The organism is Dactylosporangium sp. CS-033363 (assembly GCF_050942475.1).
GTDB lineage: Bacteria > Actinomycetota > Actinomycetes > Mycobacteriales > Micromonosporaceae > Dactylosporangium.
This window is the reverse complement of sequence record NZ_CP192032.1, coordinates 173784-190206: the sequence shown is the minus strand read 5'-3', so window position 1 is coordinate 190206 and position 16423 is coordinate 173784. Positions and strand designations below refer to the sequence as shown.

Here is a 16423-nt window from a genome sequence, read left to right as displayed (position 1 = left end):
GACTGATCGATCGGTGACGATCGACCATTGGCGGGGCGAACCGACTGGGGACGGTGGCGATGAACGGCCTGGTACTGCGGGCGGCGTATCCGGATTCGGCCTCGACGCCTGTCGATGTCGTGCGGGTCGATCCGGCTGTCGAACGGCGGCCACGGATTCGCTTCCGGCCCTCGCGGCCGGTCAAGGCCGCGATCGTGGTGTGCACCATGCTGTGCTCCCTGATCGCGCGGCCGGCGTACGCGGACCCGAGCGGTGACGTTCCCGACACCGGCTCCCGGCCGATCGCCTCGGGCCAGCTCGTCATGCCCAACGCCACCGGCGCGACGGCCGCCCCGCCGGCCACCACCACCGACGCGAACCGCGGCCCCAAGGCCGCTGAACTGGCGCAGCTCGAGCTGACCGTCGCCCAGCTCGGCGAGAAACGCAACCGCGCGTCGACGGATCTCGACACCGCCCGCAACGCGCTCGCCGACGCCGAGGTCAAGCTCACCGAGGCGGGCCAGCGCGTCCAGGAGCAGAAGCAGAAGGCCGACGACGCCGCGGCCGAGGCGTACAAGCGGGCGCAGCAGCTCGGGCCGCTCAACGGGTACGCGAACGACCTGCACCAGTTCGGCCTGCTCGCGCCGGGCCTCGGCGGCCAGCCGGGCGGCGAGGAGGCGGCCCGCGACCTGCTGCGCGCCCAGGAGGCCGAGTCGGCCGCGCGCCAGGAGCTGCAGGACGCCCAGACCGCGATGCAGACGGCGCAGAACACCTACACGCCGATCGACACCGAGTTCCAGGCGAAGAACACCGAGTACGTCACCATGCGGGCGCAGAACGACCAGCTCGTGCTCCAGCTCGAGGCCGAGCAGGACGCCGCCGAGCAGGCGCTGAGCCCCAACCTGGTCGACAACCCGATCATCAACGGCATGCAGGCCGACCCGCGGGCCCGCCAGGCCCTGACCTACGCGATGAGCAAGGTCAACGTCGCCTGGTACGTCTGGGGCGACGAGGGCCCCGACACGTTCGACTGCTCCGGCCTGGCCTACTGGGCGTACGGCAAGGTGGGCGTCACCGTCCCGCGCGTCGCCGCCGACATGTACCACGGCACGCACGCCATCCGCCCCACCGTGAACAGCCCGGGCGACCAGCTGCTCCCCGGCGACCTGGTGTACTTCGCCACCAACATGGGCGACTGGCGCTCGATCTACCACATGGGCATCTACATCGGCGGCGGCAAGATGGTCAACGCCCCGACGAGCGGCCAGAAGGTCAAGATCGCGGAGGTCCGCTGGTCGCGCCTGTTCGGCGCCACCCGGATCTTCGACGCGGTGCCGGCCCCGGGCCAGACGACGACCGCCCCGCCGCCGGCCAACCCCGGCAACACGGGCAGCCCGTCGCCGTCCGACTACGTGTCGCCGACCCCGACGAAGGGCGGCTCGCCGTCGCCGTCGACGCTGCCGCCGACCTCGATCCCGCCGTCGCCGTCCTCCTCGCCGTCTGAGTCGCCTTCCAAGACGCCGCCCCGTCCTTCGGCCAACCCGCAGTCGTCCTCCCCGGCGGTCGTGGAGTCGTCCGCGGCGGCCGGGGCGAGCACGCAGGCCACGACGTCGGCGAGCGCTTCGGGCTGAGGTTTTTCTCCTTCGTTGCCCGCCGGTGATCGAGAATCCGACCCACTCCGATCCAGCACTGCGTGACTCGATGTGGCACCGTGGACCCGTTGACCGACGGACGGGGGAGCCCGTCGGGCACGCAATGATGCCCGCTTCATGGAGGCAGCAATGGACGATCGGGAGACGCGGGACGGCACACGCGGCGAGGCGGCGCGCAGCGCTCCTTCGTTCGGCGACCCGGCCCCGACGAGCGGCGCACCGGCGGACGGCGCTGACCTGCCACCGCTGCCGCCGCCCCCACCGGTGGGCGCATCCCTTCCGGCCGAGGCGTCCGAGGAGGATGTGCCGGATTCGGCCTTCGAACTTCCTCCGACGCCGGTGGCGGGGGCGCTCTGGCCGGGCGCCAGCCCGTTCGACGGCGGGCCTTCTTCGGCTGCCTCGGAGGACGACGACCCGGAGCTGGCCGCGATGATGGCGGCGTTCGGCGACACCTCGGACGCGGCTCCTGCCCCGTCTCCGGTCTCGTCGGTAGCCGCGGTCGACACCCCGGCTGCTCCTTCTTCCTTGGATGAGCCGCCGGCGTTCCAGCTGCCGAGTTTGACCCCCTCGCCGGACGTCTATGGCCCGCGCCCGACCGACCCGACGCCGCCGCCTCCATCGGCCCCGGAACCGCGAGCGGCGGACGAGCCCTCGGACGGCCTGGCCCCACCCTTCGCCCCGACCCCGCTGGAGGGCTTCGCCCCGGCGGCCGACGAGCCGAACTCTTCGGACATCCCGGGCACTCCGTCCATCGTCGGCCGAGCGAGTGTGGCAGGCATCACGGCCCCGGAGGGCTCCTACGCCCCCGACGAGGTACGCCGAGAGCCCGGCACCTACCGAGCCACCACCTACTCCTCGGGCGACCCCCTTGGGCAAGCGACGGGATCGGACGAACCCGCCTCGTACGCTGCGTCCTCTCCCTCTCCCTCGTCCTCTCCCTCGTCCTCGGACGAGCCCTCCTACGCGACCGCGGACGCCCAGTCGTCCCCGCCGGCCGGCGACGAGCCCCCACCGCTTCCCAGCCGGCGGCGTACTCCGCAGAGCCCGCCGGAGTCCTCGTGGGATGCCTTCGCCCGCCCGTGGAAGGCTCCCGAGCCGGCGGCCGACCAGGCGCCTGCGGCTTCCTCGAGCTACGGCGCTCCGTCTTATGACCCGCCCGCGTACACCCCGCAGTCCGACCCCGCCCCGTCCTACAACCCCCTGAGCGACTCGGGCTCGTCGTACAGCACGCCCGGCGACTCGGGCTCGTCGTACAGCACGCCCGGTGACTCGGGCTCGGCCTACAGCACGCCCGGCGACTCGGGCTCGTCGTACAGCACGCCCGGTGACTCGGGCTCGTCGTACAGCACGCCCGGTGACTCGGGCTCGGCCTACAGCACGCCCGGTGACTCGGGCTCGTCGTACAGCACGCCTGGTGAATCAGGGTTGTCGTACGGCACGCCCGGCGACTCGGCACCGTCCTATGGCCAGCCCAGCGAGCCCGCGCCGGCATACGGTCAGGCGAGCGACCCGGCCCCGTCGTACGACCCGCCCGCCTACAGCCCGTCCAACGACCCGGCTCGGGCATACGGCCAGGCGAACGAGTCGGCTCAGCCCTACTCGCCCGCATACGGCCAGTCGAGCGACGCGGGCCAGTCCTACCCGGCGCCCGGCGAGCCAGCGTCGGCATACGGCCAGGCCAGCGAGCCGGCGTCGTCGTACAACCCGCCCGGTGAGCCCGCGCCTTCCTACGGATCGCCCAGTGAGTCCGCGTTCGGGCAGGTGAGTGGTTCGTCGGCCTCCGCGTACGAGCCCGGGTCCGTCATCCACCCCTTCGCCGCTCAGCGCCCGCCGCAGGTCCCCGCAACCTCGGAACCCGCCGACGCGCCGTCCGACGACTCACCGTTCTCGGGCGCCAGCGACCCGCTCGGCGACAGCGTCGACGCCTCGCGAGCCGATGTTGGCAGCGCTTCCGACCCACAGTTCGCCGTCGGAAACAGCTCGGACGCGCCCTCCGGCTACAGCGGGTCCGACGCCCCATTCGCCAGTAGCGCGGATGCGCCGTCATCGAGCTACAGCAACGCCGACGCACACCTAGGCGATGCCCGCGCCGCCGACGCACCGGTCTCTGGTGGGCCTGGTGTGGACGCACCAGTCTCGGGTGGGCCCAGCGCCGACGCACCGCTCGTGAGCAGCGGCGATTCCGAGGCACCGTTCGCAGGCAGCGGCGATTCCGATGCACCGCTCGTGGGCAGCAGCGACCCAGGCGCAGCGTTCGCGGGCGGCAGCGGTTCCAACGCACCAGTCGTGAGCAGCAGCGACCCAGGCGCAGCGTTCGCGGGCGGCAGCGGTTCCGATGCACCGCTCGTGGGCAGCAGCGACTCCGGCGTACCGCTCGCCGGTCGCAGCGGCTCGGACGTGCCGGCCGGCAGTGGCTCGGACGCCCTGCTCGCCGGCGCCGGGTTGGCCGGTGCCGCAGCCGTCGGCGGGGCTGCAATCGCGGCCGCGCGGGCCAGTGCCTCCGTGCCGGGCCTGCACACGGTCAGCGCAGAGGAGGCGGCCCAGGCGGCGCGTGGGGCGACCCCCACCGTGTACCGCGGTGGCGCCTCAACCACCGACGCACCCTCCCCCGCCGCCCAGGCCGGCGCCGAAGCACCCGCCAACTCGTGGGGCGCACAACCCGACGCCAACGCCGGCGCCGCAGCCGGTGCCGACGCACCGGCCAACTCGTGGAGCGCCCAGTCCGACGCCGGTTCCTCGCTCGCCGCACCTGGCGTGGGTGGCGGCGCATCTGGTGGTTCGTGGAACGCCCCGTCCGGAGCCGACGCGCCCGGCGGTTCGTGGGGTTCCCAGCCCGCCGCTGGCGCCGACGCGCCCGGTGGTTCTTGGGATTCCCAGCCCGCCGCTGCTGCCGACGCGCCCGGTGGTTCGTGGGGTTCCCAGCCCGCCGCGGGCGCCGACGCGCCCGGTGGTTCTTGGGGTTCCCAGCCCGCCGCTGCTGCCGACGCGCCCGGTGGTTCGTGGGGCGGCGCGCAGTCCAACGCGCCGGCCGACCCTTGGAGCCTGCAGTCCGGTGCCGGGACCAACGCGCCCGCTGACCCATGGAGTAGTGGGCAGCCCGGGGCCAACGCACCCGCTGACCCGTGGAGTGGTGGGCAGTCCGGGGAGCGGAGTGACTCGCCCGCCGGGGCCGGAGTTGGGTCGTGGAGTGGTGGGCCGAGCAGTGCCCCCGCCGATCCGTGGAACCCTCAGGTCGGCAACCAGAGCGACTCGCCCGCGCCGTCGTGGAGTGGGGCGTCCTGGAGTGCTCAGTCCGGTGGAGCCGACTCGCCGTCCGAGGATGAGCCTCAGGAGCCGATTCCGGGGCCGACGCCCTCGCCGTTCCCGAGCCCGGAGCCGGTACCGCAGCCGGAGCCGACGCCGTTCCCGCCGGCTCCTGCGCCGGAGCCGATTCCTACGCCGTACCCGCCTGCGCCGGCACCCGAGCCGATCCCCCAGCCCGAGCCGACGCCGCAGCCTGGGCCGCCGCCGTTCCCGCAGCCCGGACCGCAGCCGCCGTTCCCGGGACCGTCGCCGTTCTCGCCTGGGCCGTTCCAAGCGCCTGGCATTCCCGGGGCTCCCGGCACGCCTAGCGCTCCCGGCACGCCAGGCGCTCCCGGGCTGCCGACGCCTCCGGAACCACCCGCGCCGCCGACCTTCGGGCCGCCTCCGCTGCCCGATGCCCCGGCCTACGGTGTTCCGGACTCGAACCCGGCCGCGCCCTTCGGTGGCAGCAGCGCCCCGTCATCGGGCGGGCCGGCCTACGGGCAGCCCGCGCCGTCGTTCGGCGGAGCAGCCGCACCGTCATCCGGCGCACCGTCCTACGGCGTCCCCGACTCGCAGCCCGGCCCATCGTTCGGTGGGGCCGGCGCGCCCTCGTCGGGTGGGCCGGCCTACGGGCTGCCCGACGCCCAACCGGCGTCCTCCTTCGGGCCTGGTCCCGGGCAGTCGTACGGCGTCCCCGACTCCACCCCGCAGCCGCCGTTCGGGGGTGGGCAGTCCAACACGCCGCCGCCGGTGTCGAGTTCGCCGTTCCTGGTTTCCGAGGAGCCGCCGCCGCTGCCCAAGGGGGACGGCGAGCCGGAGCCGAAGGGTGATTCGGCGCCCGCGTACACGACGCCGTCGGCTGAGCATCCGTGGGGGCACAACGAGGCCTCCGCCGAGCAGCCGCCGCCTGTGCCGCCGGCTGTGCAGCAGGGGTGGAACCGGCCCGGGTACGTTGCGCCGCTCCCCGGGCAGCAGAGCTGGGGGCCGCCGCCTGGGCAGCCTCAGCCTCAGCCGCAACCGTGGCAGGGACAGCAGCCGCCGCCCGGACAGCCCGGCTGGCAGCCACCGCACCCTCAACAGCACGTCCAGCCGCCGCACGGCCAGCCACAGCACGGGCAACCGCCGCACGGCCAGCCTCCGCACGGGCAACCGCCATACGGGCAGCCGCCGCATGTTCAGCACCCGCAGCAGCAGGGCTGGCAGCAACCCGGACAGCCGCCCGTCCAAGGCTGGCAACCCGGGCAGCCGCAGCCGTGGCAAGGGCAACAGCAACCCCCGCAGCCGTACGGCCAGCAGCCACAGCAGTACGGCCAGCCCCAACCAGGCTGGAACCAGCCCCAGTCCGCGCCCCCCGCGCAGCAAGGCTGGAACCCGCCCCAGTCGGGACCGCCCGCGCAGCAGCCCGGTTGGAGTCCGCCGCAGTCGGCTCCCCCGGCCCAGCAGCCCGGCTGGAACCCGCCGCCCCAGCCATACGGACAGCCGCCCCAGTACGGAGGCCAGCCGCCGCAGCACGGTGGCCAGCCCCCGCAGCACGGAGGCCAGCCACCCCAGTACGGAGCGCAGCCGCAGCAGTACGGCGGCCAGCCGCAGTACGGGCAGCAACCGCAGCAGTACGGCCAGCCGCAGCAAGGCTGGAATCAGCCCCAATCCGCGCCGCCCGCCTGGGCGCCGCCGCCGGTGCCGGGTGCGCCTGGAACGGAGAGCGACGAACATGAGGTACAACAGCAGAATTGGCCAGGCAGCGGGGGCTATCCGCCGCCGGCCAACCGCGCGCCCGGCAACGTCTATCCGTCCAGCGGTGCGCCCTCGCAGCACGGGCCGGAGCACGGGCAGCCCCCAGCCATCCCGCCGCCCGATGAGGAGGGCGAATTAGCCGAGGATGACGCGGACGACGAGAAGTCCGAAGCGCCCGAGGCAAAGGCCGAAGAGGCCGAAGCAAAGACCAGCTACGGAACGTGGGCTCGCCAGGAGCGGGCCTCCGCCGGAACCGTTTACGGCGGGAAGGACGGCGCCTCGCCGCTGCCCCTCCCGTCGACCGGCGGAGGTAGTCCGCTCGAGAACTCCGGCTCACTGACCGGGCACATCCTGAGTCAAGGCACCGCGGAGTCGGATGACGACGACGAGGAGCCACGCAAGTCCGGCAACGGCCGGGTGTTCCTCATCATCGGTGTGATGGTGGTGGTACTCCTGGTCGGCGGCTACTTCGCCGTGACGCTGGCCCACAACTTCATCGACGGCGTCTTCGGCGGGGTGTCCACCCCGAAGTGAGGCGCGACACGGCGACTGGGACCTTCCCGGCGAGATCGGATACTCTTAACCGTTCTCCAATCGGAAGGTCCCAGCTCCTTGCTGCTCGCTGACCCCAGCACGTACCCGTCCCTCTTTGCCGACGAGAAGCCCGAGACGCCCGAGGAGCCTGGCTTCGACGGTCTCGGACTGCCCACCCGCCTCGTGCGGGCGCTGGCGAAAGAGGGCATCACCGAACCGTTCCCGATCCAGACGGCGACCATCCCGGATGTGCTCGCCCGCCGCGACGTGCTCGGTCGCGGCCGTACCGGATCGGGAAAGACGCTCGCGTTCGGCCTGCCGATGCTCGCCCGGCTCGCCGAGTCCGGCCGTTCGCGGCCGCACGCCCCGAAGGCGCTCGTCCTGGTGCCCACCCGCGAGCTCGCCATGCAGGTCAACGACGCGCTGACCCCGCTGGCCAAGGCGCTGAACCTGTTCTGCAAGACGGCCGTCGGCGGCGTGCCGTACGACCGGCAGATCTGGTCCCTGGAGCGCGGTGTCGACGTGCTCGTGGCAACCCCGGGCCGGCTCGGCGATCTGATCAAGCGGGGCGCCTGCCGCCTCGACGCGGTCGAGATCACCGTGCTCGACGAGGCCGACCAGATGGCCGACATGGGCTTCCTGCCCGAGGTCACCGAGCTGCTGGGCCAGACCCCGGCGACCGGGCAGCGGCTGCTGTTCTCGGCCACGCTGGACAAGGACGTCGACGCGCTGGTCAACAAGTTCCTGACCGACCCGGTCACGCACTCGATCGAGCCGCCGACCGCCTCCGTGGGGTCGATGGACCACCACGTGCTGCTGGTCCCGCCGCACGACAAGTTCGCGATCGCCGCGTCCATCGCCGCGCGCAAGGGCCGCACGATCCTGTTCGTGAAGACCCAGATGGCCGTCGACGAGCTGGTCGACCAGTTCGCGCGGGTCGGCGTCCGGGCCGGTGCGCTGCACGGCGGGAAGACCCAGCGGGTGCGCACCCGCACGCTCGCCGAGTTCCGCGAGGGCACGGTCGACGTGCTGGTCGCGACCGATGTGGCGGCCCGTGGCATTCACATCGACGACGTTTCCCTGGTCGTACACGTCGATCTCCCCCGGGACCAGAAGGACTACCTGCACCGGGCGGGCCGCACGGCGCGCGCCGGGGCCGCCGGGACGGTCGTCACGCTGGTGCTGCCGCGGCAGCGGCGGCGGGCCCAGGCGCTGCTGGCCAAGGCCGGCGTCACCCCCAACGAGCTGCGCGTCCGCGCGGGCGACGCGGCCCTGGCCGAGGTCACCGGCGCTCGTCAGCCCAGCGGCGTGCCGGTGCGCATCACGCACAACGCGAGCCCGAACCACCACGCGGGCGGGCCGCGGCGGCGGACCAACGACCGGCGGCCGCCCCGCAATCGATGACGGTGCGTGACGGGGGGCGCACGATCGTCCCCCGTCGAGTACGGTCCGGGGATGACCGTGCTACCACGGGCGTTCGCCTGGCAACGGACCGACACCGTCGGCGGCGAGTTCGTCACCCTGGACGACAGGCGGGGCCTGCGTGCCAAGGGGGTGGCGTTCGCCGCCGACAACGCGTTGTACACCTGCCGCTATGAACTGCACACGGACGAATCGTGGGCGAGCACCCGCCTGGAGCTGGCCGTCGAGGGCGCGGGCTGGCTGCGGACCCTGCGGATGGAGCGGGCCGCCGGGCGCTGGCGGGTGACCACCAGCGAGCAGGGCGACCTGGAGCGGGTGCTGCCCGCCGCGCCGTTCTCGGGCATCGAGGACCCCGACCGGCTGCACGCCGTCCTCGACATCGACCTGTACAACTCCCCGCTCACCAACACGCTGCCCATCCGCCGCCTGGGGCTGCACCGGGCCGAGCCGGGCACCAAGGTCGACATCGAGGCGGCGTGGGTGCTGCTGCCGAGCCTGGCCGTGCTGCCCTACGAGCAGTCGTACGAGGTGCTGGCGCCGCGGCGGGTGCGGTACCGGTCGGAGAACTTCACCGCCGACATCGACCTCACCGAGGACGGTTACGTCGCGGAATATGCGGGGCTGGCGACCCTCGCGTGAACGGTTCAGCCGGCCGGCCGGATCCGTCCTTCCCATTTCGTGGAAAGCGCGACGGTAGTGCGTGTGCGGGCCACGCCCTTCACCCGATTCAGGTCGACGATGAGCTGTTCCAGGTCGCCGATGGTTTTCACCCGCGCCTTGCAGAGAAACGATTCCTCACCCGCCATGAAGTAGCACGACTCGATCTCCTCGCGCTCGCGCAGGGCCTCGAGAACGGAATCGGTGTCGCCGCTGCTGTCCTGCACGATGCCGATCACCGCGGTGAGCGGAAGTCCCAGCGTCTCGGGCTCGACCTCGGCGCGGTACCCGCGGATGACGCCGGAGGATTCGAGCTTGCCGACGCGTTCGTGCACGGCCGGGGCGGAGAGTCCGACCTTGCGGGCGAGCTCCGCGTATGGAAGGCGGGCGTTGTCCCGGAGAAGGTCGATGAGCTGTCGATCGATCGCATCCATCGGGACAAGCCTAACGGTCCGTCTTTTAACACAGCTAAATACCCAGAAGTGCGTTTTCCTCGTTTCCCGGACACGGCACGTGAGCGGTGCTGTAATGGGCGTACATCCCAGGATGACTCGCGCTTTCAGCTTCGCAGCATGGGGGTGCGCGAGCCCGGCGAGCCACCCAGGGTAAAGGAGGGGCCGTGGAGACGGGAGATCGTCTGCTGACGCCCGGTGAGGTCGCTGCCTTGTTTCGCGTCGATCCGAAGACGGTGACGCGTTGGGCCGCGGCCGGCCGTATCAGCAGTATCCGAACCCCGGGGGGACACCGGCGGTTCCGGGAATCCGAGGTGAGGGCGTTGCTCGAAGGGGACGACGCGCTTGATGACACCTCTAACGGGAATGGCCGAGCTCACCCGACCAACGAGTGAACAGGCTGTGCGATACGGCGACGGCGTCGAGAACTTTGCCGGCGACGAAATCGACCAGTTGAGCGGCCGTGGCCGCGGCGCCGGCGGCATAGAAGCCGGGGCTCGCGGGCAGGATCACCGCACCCGCGTCGTGTAGTGCGATGAGGTGCTCCAGGTGACTGCGGGTCACCGGGGTCTCGCGTGGCACGACCACGACCGGGCGGCGTTCCTTGAGGTTCACCTCGGCGGCGCGCTGAAGGAGGTCCTTGGAAAGTCCGATGGCGATGCCGGCACATGCGGCCGTGCTCGCCGGCACCACCATCATGCCCTTGGCCGGGTATGAACCACTGCTCGGACCGGCGGCCAGATCGCCGGCCGGCCAGTAGGCGACGTCGGCGGCATCCAGCGGCCGGTCGAGCCACGCGGCGAGGTCGTCCTTCCAGTGCGCGTCACGGAAGGACACACCGGTCTCGTCGAGGATCGTGAGCCGAGCCGCGCGCGACACCACGAGGTCGACGGCCTCGCCGGCGTCGAACAACGCCCGGATCACGGCCGCCGCGTACGGCGTGCCCGACGCCCCGGAGACTCCGACCACCCACGGCCTGCGCTGATCCACGGATCAACTCTGCCACGGTCACACCGGGCGAGGGTGCTGCAGAAAATGTCGTACCCGGTTGGCAGGATGCAGGCATGGCTCGCGGATTTCCCTATGCAGACCTCAACGACTTCCTGGCTGCCCTGCAGAAGGCGGGCGAGCTGCATCGGGTGGCCGCGCCGGTCGACCCGCACCTGGAGATCAGCGAGATCGTCACCCGCACCGTGCGGGCCGGCGGCCCCGCCCTGCTCTTCGACCGGCCGACCAGGGGCGACATGCCGGTGGCCATCAACCTGTTCGGCACCGAGCGGCGCACCGCCATGGCCCTCGGCGTCGAGAGCCTCGACGAGGTCGGGGCGCGCATCGGGGAGCTGGTCAAGCCCGAGCTGCCGGTCGGCTGGGCCGGCATCCGCGACGGCATCGGCAAGCTCATGCAGCTCAAGTCGGTTCCGCCCAAGCACGTCAAGAGCGCGCCCTGCCAGGAGGTCGTCTACAAGGACGACCAGGTCGACCTCAACCTCCTGCCGGGCCTGCAGGTCTGGCCGGACGATGGCGGCATCTACCACAACTTCGGCCTGACGCACACGAGGCATCCGGAGACAGGCAAGAGAAACCTCGGCTTGTACCGTCTGCAGCAGCACAGCCACAACACGATCGGGATGCACTGGCAGATCCACAAGGACTCCACGGCGCATCACGCGGTCGCGGAGCGGCTCGGCCAGCGGCTCCCCGTGGCGGTCGCGATCGGCGCCGACCCCGTGGTCTGCTACACGGCGAGCGCCCCGCTGCCGTCCGACATCGACGAGTACCTGTTCGCGGGCTTCCTGCGCGGCGAGCGCGTCGAGATGGTCGACTGCCTCACGGTGCCGCTGCAGGTGCCGGCCAACGCGCAGATCGTGCTGGAGGGCTACCTCGAGCCCGGCGAACGGCTGCCCGAGGGCCCGTTCGGCGACCACACCGGCTTCTACACCCCGGTCGAGGACTTCCCGGTGCTGCACGTGACCTGCATGACCACGCGCAAGCAGCCGATCTACCACTCGATCATCACGTCGAAGCCGCCGCAGGAGGACCACGGCCTGGGCAAGGCGACCGAGCGGATCTTCCTGCCGCTGCTCAAGCTGCTCATTCCGGACATCGTGGACTACGACCTGCCGGCCGCCGGGGTGTTCCACAACTGCGTGATCGTGTCGATCCGCAAGCGGTACCCGAAGCACGCGCAGAAGGTCATGAGCGCCGTCTGGGGCGCCCACCTGCTGTCGCTGGCCAAGCTGATCGTGGTCGTCGACGAGGACTGCGACGTCCACGACTACGCCGAGGTCGCGTTCCGCGCCTTCGGCAACGTCGACTACAAGCACGACCTGCTGCTGACCGAGGGCCCGGTCGACCACCTCGACCACTCGTCCTACCAGCAGTTCTGGGGCGGCAAGGCGGGGCTGGACGCCACGCGGAAGACGGCGGCCGAGGGCTACCATCGCGGCTGGCCGGAAGAGATGGTCATGTCGCCCGAGGTCGTGGCGCGGGTGGACAAGCGCTGGAGAGAGTACGGATTCAAGTGACACTCACTGCTGAGGCACCCCCGAGCCGGGTCAAGGCGTTCCTGCGGCTGGTCGCGATCGAGCACTCGGTGTTCGCGCTGCCGTTCGCCTACCTGGCCGCCCTGACCGTGATGACCACCACCGGCGGCGAGCACCCGCACGTCGGCTGGCTCGACCTGCTGCTGGTGACGATCGCCATGGTCGGCGCCCGCACCTTCGCCATGGCCGCCAACCGGATCATCGACCGGCAGATCGACGCCCGGAACCCGCGCACGGCCAAGCGCGAGCTCGTGACCGGCGCGGTGAGCGTGCGCACGGCGTGGACCGGCGCGCTGGTCGCCATCGTCGTGTTCCTCGGCGCCGCGGCCCTGCTCAACCCGCTCTGCCTGGCCCTGGCCCCGCTGGCCGTCGTGCCGTTGATCGTGTACCCGTACGGCAAGCGCTTCACCAACTGGCCGCACGCCATCCTGGGCATCGCGCAGCTGGTCGGGCCGGTCGGCGCCTGGCTGGCGATCACCGGCGACCTGCGCGGCTCCGGCCCGGCCTGGGTCCTCGGCGTCGCGGTCGGCCTGTGGATCGGCGGCTTCGACCTGATCTACGCCTGCCAGGACACCGAGATCGACCGCGAGATCGGCGTGCACTCGGTGCCGGCCCGCTTCGGCGTACCGTTCGCGCTCCGCCTGTCCACCATCGCCCACGTCGTGACGTTCGCCCTGTTCGTCTGGTTCGGCCAGCTGGTCCACCTGGGCTGGCTCTGGTGGATCGGCCTCGCGGTGACCGCGGTCGCGTTCGTCTACGAGCACGCGATCGTCCGCCCGACCGACCTGTCCCGGGTCAACCGCGCGTTCTTCACGGCCAACGGCTTCGTGGGGATCGCCCTGTTCGTGTTCGCCCTGCTCGACCTGGTGATCCGCGGCGGGCTGCGGCCGTAGGGATGAGCGCCTCTACGATGCCGCAGATGGACGCCGACGACCCCGGAGACCGCGGCGCGGGCAAAGCGACCGCGGACGCGCCGGCCGCGGACGCGAACGCACGCCCGCCGGCCGCGGACGCACGCCCGACCGCCGGGGACACCGCCGCCGCGCGCACACGCGCGACCGCCGACGACACGACCGCCGTGGCGGATCGCGCGGCCGGGCCAGGGACCGCGGCGGCGGACGGCGACGCCACCGGAACAGCGGCGGCGGCTGGACCGGACGCCACCGCCGCGCGCACACGCGCGACCGCCGACGACACGACCGCCGTGGCGGATCGCGCGGCCGGGTCCGGGACTGCGGCGGCGGCTGGACCGGCGACTGGGAGCGGCGAGGTCGGCAGCCAGACAGCGGGCGATCGGCCGTGGCGGCGGGCGTTGCTCGTCGGGTTCGGCATCTTCGCGGCCAGCAAGATCGCGCTGGCGGTGGTGACGGCGTTCGCGTGGATCGGGGAGAAGCGGCCCAACGTGACCGCGACCTACCTGGCCGCGCAGTGGGCGTCGCAGTGGGACTCCAAGTGGTTCGTGGACATCGCGCAGCGGGGCTACTACCCGGAGCCGGACAAGGCGCCGGCCGCGTTCTTCCCGATGTACCCGATGCTGATCCGCGGGCTGACGCCGATCTGCTTCGGCAAGCCCTGGGTCGCCGCGCTGCTCGTGGCGAACCTGGCGGCGTTCGGGGCGCTGGTCGTGCTGTACCGGCTGACCGAGCGCGAGTTCGACCGGGTGATCGCCGGGCGGACGGTGTTCTACCTGGTGGCGTTCCCGACCGCGTTCTTCCTGACCGCCGCCTACAACGAGGGCCTGTTCATCGGGCTGATGCTGGCCACGCTGTACTGCCTGCGCCAGCAGCACTGGTGGTGGGCCGGGGCGTTCGGCGGGCTCGCGGTGTTCACGCGGTCGGCCGGGATCCTGCTGGCCGGGGCGTTCGTGTGGGAGTACGTGCGGGTCAACCGGTTCCGGCTCAAGCGAAGCGCGCTGGCGATCCTGCTCATCCCGGTCGGCGTGGCGGGCGTGGCGGCGTTCTCGATCAACGCGTACGGGGAGCCGTTCGCGTTCCTCAAGGCGCAGCGGTACTGGGGCCGGCACCTGGACTGGCCCTGGATGCCCGTGCTGCGGGGCGGCAAGTCGCTGGTCACCAGCCACGGGCTGCGGTTCGGGTTCAGCGACCTGTGGGTGCACAACCTGCTCGAGCTGGCGACGGCGCTGATGTGCATCGCGGCGCTCGTGCTGTGTTTCGTCGGGCCGTGGAAGCTGCGCCGCGACCAGTGGGTGCTGCCCCTGGTCGGGATCGGGCTGACCCTGCTCATGATCAGTTTTCCCTCGTCGCACCTGCCGTATCCGCTGTACTCGGCGTCGCGGTTCGGGCTCGAGGTCTTTCCGGCGTTCATGATCCTGGCGCGCATCGGGGCGCGGCCGTGGGTCGATCGGATCGTGGTCGCCCTCTTCTTCATGCTGCAGGCGATTCTGGCCGCTTACTTCGTGCGGGGCGGCTGGGTCGCGTAATCGTAGGGGTGTGCAGATGCGCAGCGGTGCCTTCTCCGAGCAGCCCGCCGCCGATGAGCCGTCCGGCCCCGCGCCGACGACCATGCGGTGGCGGGTGTCGCCGGGCTTCGCCGCCCTCAAGTGCGCGGTGGCGGTCGTCCTGGTGCTCGCGGCGGTCTTCTTCGCCGAGGACCGGGCGGCCCTGACCGCGGCCATCGTCGCGGCGGTCGTCGCCGGGGCCTACGCCCTGCGCGACCTCCTGGCGCCGGTCCGCCTGGCCGCGGACCCGCAGGGCGTGACGGTGGTGTCCGGCTACGCGGGGCATCGCCGGCTGACGTGGCCCGAGATCGAGCGGGTGCGGCTGGAGACCCGGACCCGCGCCGGGCTGCGCAGCGAGCTGCTGGAGATCGACACCGGCGACAACCTGCATCTGCTGAGCAACTACGACCTGAACGCCCGCCCGGCCGACGTCGCCGTCGATCTGGCCAGAATCCGAGCCGCCAGTGGACACCGCGACTAGCGAACTCCCGCGCGTGCAAGCGCCTCCGCCGACAACCGGAACGCCGCCGAACACTGAAACGCCGCCGCGAACGGTCAGTCCGCCGATTCCGATCGAACCGGTCGATCGCCCGTGGCGGCGGGCGGCGATCGTCGGCCTCGGGGTGTTCGCCGCCAGCCGCGCCGGCCTCGCCGCGATCTCGATCTTCGCGTGGATCGGCGACCCCGGCCCGGGCAAGTCGATCGGCCACGTCGCCTACCTGTGGGCGGCCCAGTGGGACTCGAAGTGGTTCATCGCCATCGCCGACCACGGCTACCAGCCGACCCCGGACGCCTCGCCGGCCGCGTTCTTTCCGCTGTACCCGCTGCTGATCAAACTCGCCACGCCGCTCTGTCTCGGGAAGTCGTGGCTCGCGGCGCTCGTGGTCGCCAACGCCGCGCTGCTGGCGGCGCTGATCGTGCTGTACCGGCTGACGGATCTGGAACTCGGCCCCAAGGCCGCCGGCCGGGCGACCTTCTACCTCGTGGCGTTCCCGACCGGCTTCTTCCTGAGCGCGGCCTACAACGAGGGCCTGTTCATCGCCCTGCTGCTCGCCACCGTGTACTGCCTGCGCCGCCACCACTGGTGGGCCGCCGGCCTGCTCGGCGGGCTGGCCGCGGCCACGCGCTCGGCCGGCATCCTGCTCGTCGGCGCGTTCGTGTTCGAGTACCTCCGCAAGCGACCCAAGCGTTGGTCCGAAATATCCGCATTAATCGGCATTCCGCTGGGCCTGGCCGCGGTCATGGTGGTCAATCAGCTCGCGTACCGCGACCCGCTCGCGTTCTCGCACACCCAGGCCGAGCACTGGGGCCGCCACCTCGCCTGGCCCTGGCAGGCGCCGATCGACGCGTTCAGGCGCGCCGGCCCGCACTTCACCGAGCTCTGGACCCACAACGTCCTCGAACTCGCGACCGTCCTGGTCCTCGGCGCGCTGCTGCTGACCTGGCGGACCCGCAGCCAGGCGCTCTTCCCGCTGCTGGGGATCGCGCTGCTGGCGTTCATGGTGAGCTTTCCCAGCCGGTACACGACGGATATCCCGTATCCGCTCTACTCGGCGTCGCGGATCGGGCTGGAGGTGTTCCCGGCGTTCATGGCGCTCGGCGTCCTGGGAAGGCGCCCCTGGGTCGACCGCACGGTGCTCGCCGTCTTCCTGACGACTCAGGGCGTGCTCGCCGCCCACTTCCTGCACGCCGGCTGGGTGGCATAGA

11 protein-coding genes and 1 pseudogene are annotated in these 16423 nt (G+C 71.9%); 10 read left to right on the top strand and 2 right to left on the bottom strand.

The annotated features are described in order from the left end of the window. Positions 1-59 precede the first annotated feature (59 nt). The 4 genes and pseudogenes from ACQPZ4_RS00910 (at position 60) to ACQPZ4_RS00895 (ending at position 9245) form a co-directional block, all read left to right on the top strand. Complete coding sequence (locus ACQPZ4_RS00910; RefSeq protein ID WP_433054657.1) at positions 60-1610, top strand: NlpC/P60 family protein; 1551 nt, start codon at positions 60-62, stop codon at positions 1608-1610. A 4983-nt stretch (positions 1611-6593) separates the two neighbouring features. After that, positions 6594-7184 carry a hypothetical protein gene (locus ACQPZ4_RS00905; protein ID WP_433054654.1) on the top strand — a complete coding sequence of 197 codons (591 nt, stop codon included), beginning with the start codon at positions 6594-6596 and terminating at the stop codon, positions 7182-7184. A gap of 81 nt (positions 7185-7265) precedes the next feature. Next, positions 7266-8576 (top strand): annotated as a pseudogene (locus ACQPZ4_RS00900) (DEAD/DEAH box helicase); the annotation flags it as partial. A 63-nt stretch (positions 8577-8639) separates the two neighbouring features. Continuing rightward, positions 8640-9245, top strand: a complete 606-nt coding sequence (locus tag ACQPZ4_RS00895; RefSeq protein ID WP_433054652.1) for a putative glycolipid-binding domain-containing protein — start codon at positions 8640-8642, stop codon at positions 9243-9245. Between the two features lie 5 nt (positions 9246-9250). On the opposite strand, the gene ACQPZ4_RS00890 is transcribed toward ACQPZ4_RS00895, so the two are convergent. Further along, complete coding sequence (locus ACQPZ4_RS00890; protein WP_433054649.1) at positions 9251-9697, bottom strand: Lrp/AsnC family transcriptional regulator; 447 nt, start codon at positions 9695-9697, stop codon at positions 9251-9253. A gap of 185 nt (positions 9698-9882) precedes the next feature. On the opposite strand from ACQPZ4_RS00890, the gene ACQPZ4_RS00885 reads away from it, so the two are divergent. Next, the gene (locus ACQPZ4_RS00885) at positions 9883-10110 is read left to right on the top strand and encodes a BldC family transcriptional regulator (protein ID WP_350610253.1); all 228 of its coding nucleotides are present in this window, start codon (positions 9883-9885) and stop codon (positions 10108-10110) included. On the opposite strand, the gene ACQPZ4_RS00880 is transcribed toward ACQPZ4_RS00885, so the two are convergent. Further along, entirely contained in the window at positions 10073-10705 is a 633-nt protein-coding gene (locus tag ACQPZ4_RS00880; protein ID WP_433054646.1) for a UbiX family flavin prenyltransferase, read from the bottom strand. The two genes, ACQPZ4_RS00885 and ACQPZ4_RS00880, sit on opposite strands and share 38 nt — an antisense overlap. Positions 10706-10779: 74 nt before the next feature. On the opposite strand from ACQPZ4_RS00880, the gene ACQPZ4_RS00875 reads away from it, so the two are divergent. The 5 genes from ACQPZ4_RS00875 to ACQPZ4_RS00855 are packed head-to-tail and all read left to right on the top strand — an operon-like array spanning position 10780 to position 16422. Next, entirely contained in the window at positions 10780-12240 is a 1461-nt protein-coding gene (locus ACQPZ4_RS00875; protein WP_433054643.1) for a menaquinone biosynthesis decarboxylase, read from the top strand. Further along, on the top strand, positions 12237-13151 hold the full coding sequence (mqnP, locus tag ACQPZ4_RS00870; protein ID WP_433054640.1) for a menaquinone biosynthesis prenyltransferase MqnP: 915 nt from the start codon (positions 12237-12239) through the stop codon (positions 13149-13151). Before ACQPZ4_RS00875 ends, mqnP begins: the two co-directional genes overlap by 4 nt. Before the next feature lie 26 nt (positions 13152-13177). Then, the gene (locus ACQPZ4_RS00865) at positions 13178-14698 is read left to right on the top strand and encodes a glycosyltransferase family 39 protein (protein WP_433054637.1); all 1521 of its coding nucleotides are present in this window, start codon (positions 13178-13180) and stop codon (positions 14696-14698) included. 16 nt (positions 14699-14714) lie between these two features. Continuing rightward, complete coding sequence (locus ACQPZ4_RS00860) at positions 14715-15197, top strand: PH domain-containing protein (RefSeq protein WP_433054634.1); 483 nt, start codon at positions 14715-14717, stop codon at positions 15195-15197. After that, on the top strand, positions 15181-16422 hold the full coding sequence (locus ACQPZ4_RS00855) for a mannosyltransferase family protein (protein WP_433054630.1): 1242 nt from the start codon (positions 15181-15183) through the stop codon (positions 16420-16422). Before ACQPZ4_RS00860 ends, ACQPZ4_RS00855 begins: the two co-directional genes overlap by 17 nt. Position 16423 lies beyond the last annotated feature (1 nt).